Source organism: Methanolobus sp. ZRKC5, from assembly GCF_038446525.1.
In the GTDB taxonomy this organism is placed as follows: Archaea; Halobacteriota; Methanosarcinia; order Methanosarcinales; family Methanosarcinaceae; genus Methanolobus.
The window spans coordinates 333,956-349,265 of the sequence record NZ_CP151792.1; the positions used below are offsets into that span (position 1 = coordinate 333,956).

At 39.6% G+C, this 15,310-nt stretch carries 9 protein-coding genes; 7 read left to right on the forward strand and 2 right to left on the reverse strand.

All coding sequences use genetic code 11. The annotated features are described in order from the left end of the window. Positions 1-106: 106 nt before the first annotated feature. From WN948_RS01415 to WN948_RS01440, 6 genes are all read left to right on the forward strand, one after another. Positions 107-6,475 (forward strand): RICIN domain-containing protein, encoded by a 6,369-nt coding sequence (locus WN948_RS01415; RefSeq protein WP_342305196.1) that lies wholly within the window; start codon positions 107-109, stop codon positions 6,473-6,475. Between the two features lie 52 nt (positions 6,476-6,527). After that, on the forward strand, positions 6,528-7,259 hold the full coding sequence (locus tag WN948_RS01420) for a hypothetical protein (RefSeq protein WP_342305197.1): 732 nt from the start codon (positions 6,528-6,530) through the stop codon (positions 7,257-7,259). A 132-nt stretch (positions 7,260-7,391) separates the two neighbouring features. Further along, a complete protein-coding gene (locus WN948_RS01425) occupies positions 7,392-8,255 on the forward strand; it encodes a methyltransferase domain-containing protein (RefSeq protein ID WP_342305199.1) in 864 nt (287 codons plus the stop codon). A 275-nt stretch (positions 8,256-8,530) separates the two neighbouring features. Further along, a complete protein-coding gene (locus WN948_RS01430) occupies positions 8,531-8,647 on the forward strand; it encodes a symporter small accessory protein (RefSeq protein WP_342305201.1) in 117 nt (38 codons plus the stop codon). Next, on the forward strand, positions 8,647-10,236 hold the full coding sequence (locus WN948_RS01435) for a sodium/solute symporter (RefSeq protein WP_342305203.1): 1,590 nt from the start codon (positions 8,647-8,649) through the stop codon (positions 10,234-10,236). Before WN948_RS01430 ends, WN948_RS01435 begins: the two co-directional genes overlap by 1 nt. A gap of 291 nt (positions 10,237-10,527) precedes the next feature. Further along, positions 10,528-11,052: a hypothetical protein gene (locus WN948_RS01440; RefSeq protein ID WP_342305204.1), complete on the forward strand. Its 525-nt coding sequence runs from the start codon at positions 10,528-10,530 to the stop codon at positions 11,050-11,052. Between the two features lie 85 nt (positions 11,053-11,137). Here WN948_RS01440 and WN948_RS01445 read toward each other — a convergent pair. Then, positions 11,138-11,820, reverse strand: a protein-coding gene (locus WN948_RS01445) for an IS1 family transposase (protein WP_342303728.1) whose coding sequence is annotated in 2 segments (ribosomal slippage) — positions 11,138-11,491 and positions 11,494-11,820 — 681 coding nt in all. Because the reading frame shifts where the segments join, the coding sequence is not laid out codon by codon here. Between the two features lie 204 nt (positions 11,821-12,024). Next, the gene (locus WN948_RS01450; RefSeq protein WP_342305205.1) at positions 12,025-13,461 is read right to left on the reverse strand and encodes a TrkH family potassium uptake protein; all 1,437 of its coding nucleotides are present in this window, start codon (positions 13,459-13,461) and stop codon (positions 12,025-12,027) included. A gap of 380 nt (positions 13,462-13,841) precedes the next feature. Between WN948_RS01450 and WN948_RS01455 the strand changes: the two genes are divergently transcribed. Then, a complete protein-coding gene (locus WN948_RS01455) occupies positions 13,842-15,296 on the forward strand; it encodes an IS66 family transposase (protein ID WP_342306516.1) in 1,455 nt (484 codons plus the stop codon). Positions 15,297-15,310: the final 14 nt, after the last annotated feature.

Sequence of the window (15,310 nt, forward strand, 5' to 3'; positions counted from 1 at the left end):
TATATGCGGTTATGAACAATTAGAACTTTTTCGGAAGGTTAATATACATTGATACTTAAATGATTAAGTAATTGACAAAGTTTTAACGGGGGTTAAACTAAACGCTATGGCTACTAAAATAGCCAGAATGTGTTGTGTTTATCACAAAAAAGCTCTTCAGCTATTTGTACTATGCACAATTATGCTACTGATAGGATCAAGCACTTATCCAGCGTTAGCTGCATCTAGCAATGATGACTTTTTTAATTCAACTATTGAATCAAAAACTATAACGCCCTCTGATATCTCTGCTTTAAAAACCGTGGCTCAATCTATTGCCTTTGCCAACCAGCATGATCCCGGAATAGATATCGATAATTTAATGGCTGCGATACCAAACAATTCAAGTGACGCACAAAATAATGAAAGCTTTTCAGGACCTAAACCGCTCACAACTGATTTTTCAGATATTGACCCAAACCAGGCAAAATATGGTCCAGACAACGATGGTGACGGTATCCCTGACTCTGTAGAACTGGTTCTGGGAACTGATATTAATAATACTGATTCCGATTTTGACCAATTGGACGACCTTTTTGAGGTAAACAACGACCTTGATCCCTTGAAAGCAGATTCTAACGATGATGGACTTGCTGATTATTTTGAGGTTCATAATGTTTCTTCCTTAGACATAGATGGCGACGGTTTTGCAAACGCATGGGACCTTGATAATGACAATGATGGAGTAATTGATGCTCTGGACATCTCGCCTTTTTCAAAATCCATGTCAAATGAGAGCTTTGATTTCAATATTAAATCAAGTGGAAATCCCACCTATCTGAATTTTCAGATAAGACCTGATAATCCGGAGCATCTTAACCTGATTGCACAAAGCTGGGATTGGCCCGATGACTATCGGTCAACGATGAAAGACCTCAACAGTTCGGAAAATGATGTTACTGTCACACCAATGCTCGAACTCACCGTACCTGTCGACTGTAAAATTGTTTCTCGTGATAGTGGGGATTGCATAGAAATCCACAATGCCAGTCAAGATAATACGGTAAATGTCACTACGGGAAATTATAGTGGTGAAGACTACCAGTTGTGGAGACTGGAATCTACAGATGATAATTACTACAAAATAATTTCCATGAACAATAGCAAATGCCTTGAAGTTTCCAATGCCAGCCAGGATGAGATGGCAAATGTTACTGTAGGCAATTACACCGGTGAGGAACACCAGCTCTGGGAACTGGAACTGGATAACGATGGGCTCTACAAACTTATAGCCAAACACAGTGGAAAATGCCTTGAAGTAAATCCCACAATTAATGGTAGTATATTCCAGAACTCATGTCAGGAAACTGACCAACAACTCTGGGAAATCGAACTTGTAGGCGGAATTGCATCTGATCGTGACGCACTTGAAGATTACGGAATCGTCACAACATTGGGCAAGGCCTATGTCCCTCTCTCTCCTGTGAAAGACTTTGGAAATATCGTTGCTCTGAACGGTCGTATGTTCTATCCGCAGGATTTGGCAATGGACACTTTCACCCAGTCACAACTTGTGTGGATGGTCAGAGGACTGACGGACAGACCAAAGAAAATGTCATTACAAGCCTATAAAGGTCAATATGTGTCAGTGGATAACGCAACATCAAAACTTGTTGCCAGAAGCACCGCTGTCACAAGTGATGAGATGTTTGAAATTGTTTATCTCACCAACACTAAAGTTGCGTTGAAAGCACCTAATGGTAAATACGTATACGCAGCAGAAGGCGGTGGGAAAGGACTGATAGCAGACAGCACTGAGATTGGTGAATGGGAGATATTTAATCTTTTAGACCTTGAAAATGAAAATAGTATGATAGCTTTGAAAGCTAATAATGATCAGTATGTCTCTTCAGAAGGTGGGGGAGGAGCTGAACTTGTTTCCAACAGAGATGAAAGGAAAGAATGGGAATCATTTACCCTGATTACCACTGAATATGAATCTGTGCCAACCACATTGGCAAAATATAATGAAAATTTCATGCTCACCGGTTTTAGTGTTGAAGAAAACCATGGTTCAGATTTCGGGGTATTCTTCAGTGAAGATAAGAACCGCACATTTGAAGCAGGCTTTGTCCTTTCGTATGCGTATTTACGAGAACAGACCGCTCTTGACCAGATGCCTCAGAAATTGCAGAACGATTATAATGTGACAATTAGTTCGGACATAGGTTTTGCCAGTCATCAGGACGAGGCCCTGGCAAGCATAACAACTGAAATGACGCCTGATGCATTGTCTTCCTTACCAGTCGATATGATCCTTCCTATAATTGGTGTGTTTGAAGATGATTTCCGATACAGGGCAATGGATGACCTGGCTTTCAGTTCATATGTTACAGGAACGAGTTTTGATATCGACCTGAATGACCAGCCTTTGATAACTACAAAAAGCATGAAGATGAGCTGGTACAATACCAGTACGAATACAACTATCGGAACAGAAGACATGCTGAATGAGGTTCAGCAATGGGGACTGTCCAGAGGTCTTGACAGTGAAACACTTGCAACAATGATGAATTTGATGATCGCCTGGGAGACTGGAGAATCAACTGTTACTAAATCAGGTGACGTTGAAACAAAGTTCAATTTCCCTGAAGGAAATCAGGTCCTTGATACTATCGACAGTTATGGAATATCGGCAGTTAGCTTCATTTGTAATCTCATTATAGGGGGAGCCGCAGTCTACTCTTTCATCACTTTTACCAAACTTGAACCACTCGCAAAGATAGCTGGTCAGACAAACTGGAAACTTATGAAGGCAATGACCGAATCGGTCTCAAAAATACGCACTGGTGTCGTGGGGTTGGCTAACAGGCTCACCAGCATCCTTTCAACTATTGGATGGATTGTTGTAGGTGTGCTCGCCTTCTATGCATTCTGGTCAATAGCCGCTAGCGAAGGTTGGTCTGGATACGGTATATTCGTAGGAACTTTGTATGCCACATTGATGATAGCATACGCAGTTGCCCTTTGGGCTATAGCCTTGATACCTGTGGTTGGGTGGGCTATTGCATTGCTTATTGTTCTTTCAGACCTTATTGTAGGCTGGATATTTGGCAAAGGCTGGTCTCAGATGTTCTTTGAGTGGCTTATAGGACTTTTCACAGATGTAAGGGTTAAAACAGAAGCGGACCTGAAAATGCTAGATACCTCCATAAGCGTGAATGATCAGACCTACAATGGACTAACTGAAGGTGACCGTATAGAACTGGAGAGTAACTTTAAAGGCATCATTACAAGAACTTCTCGCGGTTCATTTACAAATCTCCAGAATAGCTATATTAGCCCTCAATACAAGTACATTTCATCGAACACACTTGCAAGTGATAGTTCCACTACCAAAGGCACAACTGCTTATTCTGGCAATTCACGGAAGGAAACTGAATATAAGGCAAATCTGTGGGTTCAGCCTGAAGCTGCCATTAACTTCCCATTCGAATTCTGGCTTAGTACTAACTATAGAGTTTACTACGATAAATGCTGGTGGCTCTTTGGATGGCATTGCAGTCAGAAGAGCAACACAGGCACTGCGGATGCAGACCCATCTACACTCTACTTTGATGTGATGCCAAATGATATCGAAAATTTTTCCCTCTGGACTGCTATTAACTCTAATGACATTGACGGGGATGACATCCTTAATCCTGACGAACTGCTCAATGGTACCAGTCAATTGAGATGGGATACTGACAACGATGGTCTTTCCGATGGGTATGAAATAGAATATGGAACCATACCTGTTAACAAAGATACCGATGGAGACGGACTTGAAGACGGACTTGAACTACGCTACGGTTATGATCCCCTTAAATGGGATACTGATGGTGACAAACTCAATGACTTTGAAGAACATCGTGGCTGGGATATCGAATTTGAGTTCTACGATGAGACATTTGAGCAGCATGTCTGGGCAAGCCCTCTAAATAATGATTCTGACGATGACGGTTTGAATGATCTTAATGAATTCCTCAAAGGATTAAACCCTCGCTCTAAGGATACGAACGGCAACGGTATTGAGGATGCCTACGACCTCAATTTCACATCAAAAGCATACGTAAGCAACGTTGACCTGAATGGTATGGGCAGTAGCATTATAACCGATCCTGGAACAAATATCACAGCAGTTATCGATTACAGCATAATTGGAAAGGAAAACTCTACTGGTGAACCCTCAAGATGCTGGTTGTTCGCAAGTATGGACAATTCTACATTAAATGAAGAAATATACAATGGTACACCTGAAATAGGCAATGAAACTTTGGGGTCTGCAAGTTTGCAGTTCAATGCTTCAAACAACACTGACATCTTTGAATTGCGCTTTTACCAGACATGGAACGCATCCATGCCAGCACCCGCTGAAGAGGATAGGGATATCATCGGAATCATTGATACCACCTATTACCCTGTCAGGGATAATGGCTGGGTAAGTTCTGGAGCGGATGAAGACAAGGATGGCCTTATAGATATAAATGAACAGATAGGCTGGCCTATAACCATTACCAATCTTTCAGGTACACACACTGTCCACGTAAGCAGCGATCCGCGATTCAAGGATAGTGATTTTGACGGACTGGATGACCATACCGAGTGCTATCTTACGACAAGCAGCAGTTCAGATCCCGAAAACTCAGACACCGACAACGATAATCTAAATGATTTTACGGAATATTATCTTGGCACCAACCTGACAAATTATGATACCGATGGAGACCTGCTGGATGATAGTACAGAAATATTCTTTGGAAGCAGTCCATTAATGCCGGACACAGATGGCGATGGCCTGTATGATTCAATCGAGTTTAATCTTTCATCAAACCCGTTGAAGATAGATACAGACGACGATGACCTGACAGATTTTGAGGAAACTATATTTGGTTCAAACCTGCTTAAACCGGATTCTGATGATGATGGTCTGTTTGACTATCTCGAAATGATCTACGGCTCAAAGCCACTTGTACCGGATACTGACGAAGATGGCCTGCTTGATGGTGATGAGGTACATGGTACAGGAACCAGTCCTTTGTTAAATGATACAGACTTTGATGGTTTGAAGGATCCTGAAGAATTGGAAATGAATACAAATCCACTTTCTCCAGATACTGATAATGACGGATACACAGATTCACAGGAAATAAGTTTTGCTACAAATCCACTGCTGGAAGATACCGACAGCGATAATCTTAATGATTCACTTGATATGGATTCTGTTATATCAAATGTCAGGAATATTGCAGTTGCATATGATATGAGCGAGGATAATGAAGAACTGCTGGATACTTTGAGCAAGTATACCAATATAACTGTTTATTCTGCAGATGACCTTTTAATGAACCATTCAGATGAACCATATATTCTGCTCCTTGGCAGACCTGAGAAAATGAATGGGACAGCCGGCAATATTACATACGATGTGCTCAGGAACGATGGTGATGTACTTCCAAAAATGATCGATTCTGTTTATGAGAGGATAGCTGTCAGATATGGTGTGTGGAATACAACACAAACTGTTGTCATGCTTTCTGAACCATACATGTATGATCATTGCAGGATACTGGATGCTTTCAGGACTAAGCAGGTCACTGCTTCCAGCAATTCGATTCTGGTAGAATACAAGGCAGAAAAGGATCTTTTTGTTGTTGAGTCCATTGATTCTGTAAAAAGGACAGGTTCAAAGATTGGTGTGGTTCTTGATGCCAATGTCACCCCATGGATTGAGCTAAAACGATCCGGTTCTTCAGAAAAACCATTGTCCTCTGGCTCAGGACTTCCTTCCGGAGAATATGTTATTGGAAAGTATCTTGACATAACAGTGAGTGAAAATGTAGAAAACGCAACCACCGATATCATTAACGGTACTTTGTTGACAATCTATTATCGCTTCAGCGACCTAGACCGCAACGGTGACGGTGACATCGTTGACAGAAATGACATTGATGAGGATACCCTGTGCATCTATTACCTGAATGAAGTAAATGGCAGGTGGACTAAACTCTCAGATTCAGGAGTAAACACCGGCAATGTTGGACTCTATGGTGAGAATTTTGAAGGCTATGTATGGACAAGAGTTTCACATCTCTCCAGTTTTGCCCTCGCGGGAAGGTCTGTCACAATAGAAGATGACGGTCCCCTTGACTCTGATCTGGATGGGTTGTCTAATGCGGTAGAGTACAGAATCGGAACTGACCCATTTAACCCTGATACCGATGGTGATGGTATCATCGATTCAGAAGATGCCGAGCCACTGACAAAGTTCAGAACAGTCCAGGAGGATGCTGATACCAATATTGAGACTCCGCCTAAAGAAACTAAAATATACCCTGTTCCACATGAAACTCCTTTGACTAAAAACAAAACTATACCGGGATATTTGATGTGGCTGGCATTTGTGGGTATTATAGCCTTATTGTCATATCTGATCGTTTTAAAAAGAAAAGAATGAGTGCTTAGTGGTCAATATCACATAAGTAGAGCATATATTCACATAAAATACGGTGATTCAATTGTCATTATCAGATAAAAAACGAATAGACAAACAATTACTTATTTTTCTAGCCATAATGTGCATTTTGATCATTTTTACAGTTTATTATATTGAACATAGGGAAATAAACGATGCTTATGCACTTGCAGGCAGGGTTATTGATAATTCAAAGAATGCTGACTCTTATCACTTCGATATCCACAGTAACATTTCAATGCTTGGTGAATCTTTCACTCTAATAAAAGGAAATGGCTCAGTGGATTATAAAAATGGAAAGATGGCTGTGAAATTGAGATCCATGAAAGAGTCAATGGATATTATCATTATTGACGAAAATGCTTATTTTAGGAACAGTGATGCTTCCTGGGAAACAAGGAAACTGGGTCAGCAAACATGGGACAGCTATGACCAGTTAACCCAAACTAGCCTGCTTTTAGCAAATTCCACTGATCTGAGTATGGAAAGAGGAGATGCATATTTAATCCTCACTGCCTTGCCAGACAATAGTACATTGCTTCAGGAGGCAGAAAAAGCTGGTCTGCAACTTAAAGGAGACGAACGTCTGAATGAATATAGCATAAGGTACCTTATTGATAGAGACAGTTACCGTATTATGTCCATCGAAAGCCGTACTGAATTCATGATGAATGTACAGGGCCTGATGTCTCCTGTAACAATAAACAATCAGGTTGATGTATATAATTACAACGAGAAGATGGACATTGAAGCGCCAATCATTTGATCATGTAAACTTCATTTGAAATATTGTTTATGATCTGAACTACATTATGATAGGATGAGCCTAAACATATTTTGGGATATAGAACACCCAACAAACCACTAAAAGTATATCTGAAAAGTACAATTGAAGCATATGTCACTCAAACCTATAGGAAAGGTATCTAATTTTGCAGATGAGAAGACAATGCAGCTTCTTGCACTCTGGAAAGAAAGCGTGAGTATTGTTGAATTGGACAAAACAGATGCACAAGAACTTCTCTATGAAGAATATTCACATTACATTGTAGTCCATGATTCTCTTAAAATGGAATTCCCTGAAAAAAGGAAAGAGTGGAACAGAAGATTCTGCAGGGATGCGGGAGTTTCAGTTGTTGAGCTTATAAAAGTACATGAAAATAAGATATACTTCAAAGGTCTTTTTGCTGCAAACAACTCTTCTGTATATGGAATCTTACCGTACACTACTTTTGACAGTCAGGAAGCAGATTTTCCCTCTGCTGAGATGGAAATACTTAAGAAGCAGACAATGGAAGTAGCACTTCCGCAAGCAAAGGGGAAGACAATACTTGATGTAGGATGTGGGATTGGCAGTGTTACACTGCAAATGGCAAGGATGAATCCTGAATCAAAGGTCACAGGAATCGACCTTCTGGAAAAAACTATGGAACAGTGCCGTTTGAGTGCTATTGGATATGATATTAAAAATACATTCTTCAAATCAGCCAGTGCCTATGAACTCCCATTTGCTAATGGAGAATTTGAGATTGTAACCTGTTTCTTCATGCTTCACCATCTTGACGATATACCAAAAGCCCTTTCCGAAGTAAAAAGAGTGATTGCCAGAGAAGGAAAGGTCCTTGCTGTTGAACCTCTGGATCATCATCATGGGATTGAAAGAGGCATACAGGATTGGGTAGACCATTTTGAAAATGCTGGTTTTGCTGTTGAGACAGAACAGATAAACAGGGCTATTTTTGTAAGTGCCAGATTGAAGTAAAAAAACAAGGGAGGAACGGGTGTCTCACACCCGCAATAAAAACAGATGTGCAATTCTTTTTCCATGAAGAGGTAAACCATCTGGAACTTTTGTTTTTTCCTGATTGCACAATAGTGTTACAAATGCATAGTGTTTTTAACACTAAATTTAGTATGAATCATTTTTATTTATAGCTTGTGCCATTAAAAAAAGGCATCGTATTCCTGAATAATATCGAAAAGTTAAAGTATGTGTCATGCTAACGAGTAGCATTACAATTTATTGGAGATGTAGAAATGTTAGGAATAAACGATCCGCAAATATGGATTGCTTACATATTGTGTTTTGTAAGTGCCATTGGATGTATAATATACGGCCTGATACACTGGAACGATGAAGAGGAGGGTAACTGATGGTTGTCAGTACACCTATTCTTGGAATAGCCGTGCTTGCCTATTTGATGGTGGTTTTCTACTTCGGCTGGCTTGGATATAAAAAGACAAAAAATACTGACGATTACATGCTTGCCGGAAGGAAGGTCAATCCTTTCGTACTTGCATTCTCTTATGGAGCCGCATTTATCAGTACATCTGCGATTATAGGATTCGGAGGATATGCCGCTGCATTTGGAATGGGTATCCTATGGCTTGTTGCCATGAACATAGTTGTTGGTATCTTTATCGCTTTTGTCATCTTCGGTTCCAGAACCAGACGTATGGGATTCAACCTGAAAGCTGTTACATTCCCTGAGCTTATAGGAAAAAGATTCCAGTCAAGATTTATACAGGGATTTTCAGGCGCTCTTATTACAATATTCATGCCACTCTATGCAGGCAGTGTCCTGATAGGTGGAGCTCGTTTCATGGAAACTGTCCTTGGTCTTGAGTACAATACCGCTGTCTTGATGCTTGCCATTATCGTTGCAGCATATGTAATTACAGGCGGACTTATTGCAGTTATGTATACAGATGCCCTTCAGGGAGTATTGATGTTCATTGGAATGGGAATCCTGCTTGTGCTAACATATTCAAAACTTGGCGGCGTTACTGAAGCACACCAGGCACTCACAAATATGGCACCTCTTGTTCCTGCTAATTTTGCAGCCATCGGACATACAGGATGGACATCCATGCCGGCCTTTGGCTCACCCGTATGGTGGACACTTGTATCTACAATCATTCTCGGAGTAGGCATAGGAGTACTTGCACAACCACAACTTGCAGTACGTTTCATGACCGTGGAAAGCACCAAATCACTTAAAAGAGCCGTTCTCTCAGGTGGTCCTTTCATCTTTATGATGGCAGGAGTTGCCTATATCGTGGGTGCATTGTCAAATGTATACTTCTTTGACACACAAGGAATGATAGCACTTGATGTTGCAGGCGGTAACATCGACAAGATAATGCCTGAATACATCAACAGCGCAATGCCTGATTATTTTGTAGTATTCTTCCTGCTTACCCTTCTGGCAGCAGCAATGTCAACACTAAGTTCCCAGTTCCATGCCATGGGTACAGCATTTGGACATGACTTCTACCGTGTGGGCATCATGAAAGGAAAGATAGCAAACACGATAAATATCACAAGAGCAGGCATTGCAGCGACCATCATAATCAGCGTAGTACTTGCATACATTCTCCCTCCAGGAATAATCGCAAGAGCAACAGCGATCTTCTTCGGACTCTGTGCAGCAGCCTTCCTTCCAATGTACTCAGGAGCTATCTTCTGGAAACGCATGACCAAAGAAGGAGCCATAGCAAGCCTGCTTGTGGGCACTTTCAGCAGTCTTTTCTGGCTCACATTCGTTCACGCAAAGGAAGCAAGTGCACTTGGCATAAGCCAAGCGCTGTTTGGCAAGGTCACCTTGCTTACAGGTACATGGACAGTCATAGACCCGATCCTTATAGCTACACCACTAGCCATTATTGTTGCCATAGCAGTGAGCCTCATGACAGAACCTGAACCGAAAGAACATATTGAACTGTGCTTTAAGAGAGAATAATACTACCTGTCTTTTTTGGAGAGGTGGTCAATCAACGAGTTTAGTTGATTGACATGTCTTTTTTTATTTTTTGGATTGGAAATGAGAATTTCGTTTTTGAGATAATGTGAATCACTATTCTGGTTAATGCGCATCGTAAGATGTATCTTGGTGTGTTTCTTTGATTTGATTTTTGATTGCCGCATATTGAGAAGGAGATATAAATTGTGCTCAAAAAAAGCACAATTGTAAAATAACAATCTATTTATATGAATATCTAAATATACTTAGTAATGATTTTAAGGTGGCCACATGAATAATCCATTTAGTAACAATGAAACTGTGTTATATTCTTTTGTGTTCCGAATTAATATTTTTCTGTTTTGGATTAAAGCAAATTATTGGTTAACAAATAGTAGTTTGGTTGTAAAAAAGCCTACTACAATTGCATTTAATAGTATACCAATGGGAACAACAAAAATCACTCAGCCTTTAAAAACAATAGCATCTGTGACTACTTCCAACAAATTTCATCTTGATAGACTGCTTGTGGGTTTTCTTTGCATTTCATTAATATTAATTGTAGTTACATCTTTAAATTCACTTGGAATAAAGTTAACTTTTAATTCTTCAATAGAGGGTATGTTTTTTATATCTGCACTTATTGCAGGACTTTTGGGTATTCTTTCACTTTTAAGTTTATTTGCTATCCTTAATAGTTATACTACAGGTTTTACAATATACAATACCGGTGGTCAGTCTATAGAACATGAGTTTTCAATTTTAGACAAATATGGTGTAGAAAGTTTTGCAAGTTCTCTTAATTTTTTGATTTAGAATATTTTAATAAAATTGAAAAACAAGCTCCAGAAAAGAAAAGGCATTTTGTAGAGAAAATATTTCTTTTAAAAATTTGGCATTGTTAATTAAACATAGCTAGTTCTTTATTCCTATATTTCATCAAGAGCAAAACGGAGATTTTTAGCATTTCAAGACTTTTAGTATAACACTTTGACTTTCTCCTTAGTCTTGCCAGGAAATGCCTAAATATGCTGTTGTATCCTTCAACAGTATATGTTTCTGCTTTTGATCGAGTATGGATGTTTCTGGGGACTAACTTGGCATATGCCCTCCAATAATCCGTCATTACTTCCCCAACCTCTTTTGTCTTTAACTTTTTCCAGAGTTTTTGTCCTGTTTTTGTTCCTCTGCTGCCAAAAGAGCAATCGATGAATTTCTTCCCATATCTATCAACAGCAATCCATATCCAGCAGTAGTTTTTTTATTCCCAATATAAGTATGCATCTCGTCCAATTCCACAACAGAAATCTCATTTTCACTTTTTAGATCCTCTAATTCACTACCAAATTTTCGAATCCATTTTTGAACAGAAACATGACTAACGCCCAAAAAACGTCCAATTGAACGAAATCCCAACCCCTCCAGATAGAGTTGTAAAGCCTGTCGCTTAACAGATACGGGGCTAGCGGTGGATTTTATATCTACTGAATAGTTGTATCCACAATCATGGCATTTGTAGCGTTGTCGACCATCAATCCTACCGTTCTTCTTATGACTGGAACTCTTACACTTTGGACAATTCATATATAAAAAGAGGCCATCATATTATATAACGATGTTTAATTACCAAAGCCAAAAAAGGAACTTGCCTATTTTTTGTCCAATATTTTTATCAAAGACCTTCCCACATCCCCAACCTCTCCCTAACATGAGAATTCAGGCTAAATGACTTATCACCTTCAGCACACTTCTTCATACAATGCAATGTGCCCTTTACACATATTCTCCTCAGTGTTTCCAAAAAGTCGGTGTCAGCAGTACTATGACTGTAAACACCTCAAGCCTTCCGATCCACATGTTGGCGATGAGGATCAACTTACCCGGGTCCGGTATATTATCAAAACTTGCCATTGGGCCTACAAGACCAAGACCTGGTCCTACATTACCAAGGGTTGCAATGGAGGCGCTCAGGGTAGTTATGAAATCCATACCCATCATGGAAAGCAGGGTTGAGCTGGCAGCGAAGATTAGGACATATATTACCAAAAAGGACACTATAGAATGGATAATCTCTTCTGGCACTGTTTTATTGTTAAAGCGGATAGGTATGACAGCTTTTGGATGAATAGTCTTGTAAAGAACATTCTGGGTATATTTTAGCAGAAGAAGCAAGCGCACTACTTTCACACCGCCTGAAGTAGAACCTGCACAACCCCCTATGAACATTAGCAAAAAGAGTATGAATCTTGGAGAATCCGGCCAGAGATTAAAATCCACAGTAGCATAGCCTGTAGTTGTCAGAATAGAAATGACCTGAAAAATACTGTATCTGAAAGCATCAGTAATAGAATAAACTTCGTTTCTGAAGAGCTCATAAACAAGAACAAGGGTCGCAGACACAATTATAAAAAGGTAGAACTTGAATTCCTGATCTCTTATCAGGCTTTTTCTATCAGTAAATATCGTTTTATAATGAAGGGCAAAGTTTGCTCCCCCAAGGAACATAAATACAACAAGAATACCCTCTACCAGAGGATTACCAAAAGCTGCTATACTGTTTGCATAAGGAGAAAAACCAGAGCATGAGATAGATGTAAATGTATGGGTGATAGAATCATACGGAGACAATCCTGCGATCATCAGGATAATAAATTCCACAATGGACAACACGATATAAACGAGCCACAGGATCTTTGCAGTTTCCCTTATCCTCGGGCGCAGTCTTTCTTCCTGAAGCCCCGGAACCTCCGCACGGAACATTTGCCTCCCTCCAACTCCAAGTTTTGGGAGAATAGCAACGAACAACATAATGATTCCCATGCCTCCAAGCCATTGGGTCAGACTTCTCCAGAACAGCAGGCTTTTGGTATGGCTCTCAATATCGGGAAGTGCAGTAGCTCCTGTAGCTGTAACCCCGGACATGGATTCAAATAAAGCATTTATCGGAGGTACGCCTTCCAGGATATAGGGAAACGAATAAAGCAGTGCTGCAATAAGCCAGGTTGCTGCCACAATAAAAAATCCTTCCTTTAGATTCCATTCTTCATCCTGTCTTTTGAAAAACAATGTCAAAATATAAGCAATAACTACTGCGCAAATGAAAGGAATAATGAAAATGTGCAGGGGTTCCCCATAATACAAAGCAACGATCAGCGGTATGATCATAAATCCGGCAAGCAACCAGATAATTGGACCCAATACTCCCAGAACCACGCGAGATCTCAAACCAATCACACAACCTTATTAGCGTCCCATTTTAAGCTCATTTTTACATAGATTCCAGGATTATTGCAATAAAGAACATAGCAATCATTAATATTACAATAACCATGACGTCCCTGAACATTACCTTCTGAGTTGCACGTTTGCCTGTCATTCTTTTACCCCATTTGATTATTGATTTATAGCTATATTTAACATATACTTCAATTCGGGAAGGACTGCTATATTCAAGCCTCAATAATTATTTCAATTTTACAATCAATATTCGTAACTATTCAGCCTGACTGTTTTAATGATGCAAAAAACAATATACTATGGCTTCATTCTATGTGTTAAAAAATATTCAGTAAAATATCATAAAAAACGTCTATCAATCTGAGGGGATTTGTATAGACCGCGAAGAAATACTTGCAGTTTATGAAGCTGGTCCAGAAGCAGTAGTAGAACTTGTAACTCGATTACTTGGGATAATTGAACATCAATCTCTCCAAATTGCACAACTTGAAGAGCGTGTCAGGCATTTGGAAGAAATGCTTGAAAAGAATAGTCGCAACAGTAGCAAACCACCTTCTACTGATTCTTATGCACGGAATAAACCAACCCTTAAAAGTCAAAGAAAAAAGACCAATAAGCATGTAGGTGGTCAAAACGGTCATCCTGGTACTACATTAAGAATAAATGATGATCCGGATGAAGTTATTGTTCATCCTGTTAATCAATGCGTCAATTGTGGGAGATCGTTAGCTTCTGTTCCCTCTGACTATGAAAGAAGACAGGTCTTTGACATTCCTCCTATAACTATCAATTGCATTGAACATCGTTGCGAGATTAAAACATGTCCCAAATGTTCTCATGTAAACAAAGCTCTTTTTCCAGATGGTGTAACTCAGCCGACTCAATACGGTCATCGAGTTAAGTCATTTGCAGTTTATTTGCACACTTACCAATTACTTCCTTATCAGCGTGTTACCAAGTTGTTCTCTGATATTTTGGGATGCAAGATAAGTCCTGCTACTTTGGTGAACACGGAACGTAGTTGTTTTGAGAAGCTTGGAGCTTTTGAAAATACAGTGAAACATCTCCTGAAAGAATCTCCTGTCATCAATCTGGATGAAACAGGAATGAGAATAAATGCAGTTCGTAATTGGCTTCATGTGGCAGGTACAGACAAACTGACCTATTATTTTGCACATCGTAAAAGGGGCTCAGAAGCAATGGATGCTATGGGCATATTACCAGGTTACACTGGTGTTGCAACACATGATTTTTGGAAACCGTACAACAAATATGAATGTCAACATTCATTATGTAATGCACATTTATTACGAGAGTTAACTGGAGCTTCCGAAAACAGTGATCAACAGTGGACAAAGATAATGAGTGATCTCTTGATATGCATTAAACATCATGTTGATAATGATCTTTTAGATACTGAGCTAATTCAAAGGTTCAGTGAGGATTATGATCACATAACTTGTTTAGGAGTGAATGAAAATCCTCCTGATCCGGAATCAAATGTGCGGTCTAAAAAACGAGGACGTAAGAAGCAGACCACGGTAAAGAATTTGCTGGATAGGTTTATTGGCCATAAAGAGGATATCTTGCGATTTATGTACGACCAAAACGTTCCGTTTGATAACAATCAGGCTGAAAGAGAGATCAGAATGACGAAAGTACAGCAGAAGATATCAGGTACTTTCCGCAGTGAACAGGGTGCAAAAAATTTCTGCCGTATAAGAGGATACGTGTCTACTGTTAATAAGAATTCTGAATCTGTTATCGATGCAATTAGTGCAATATTTTATGGCAATTCATTTGTTTCAAAGTTGCAGAATTGATCGTGGATGAAGAA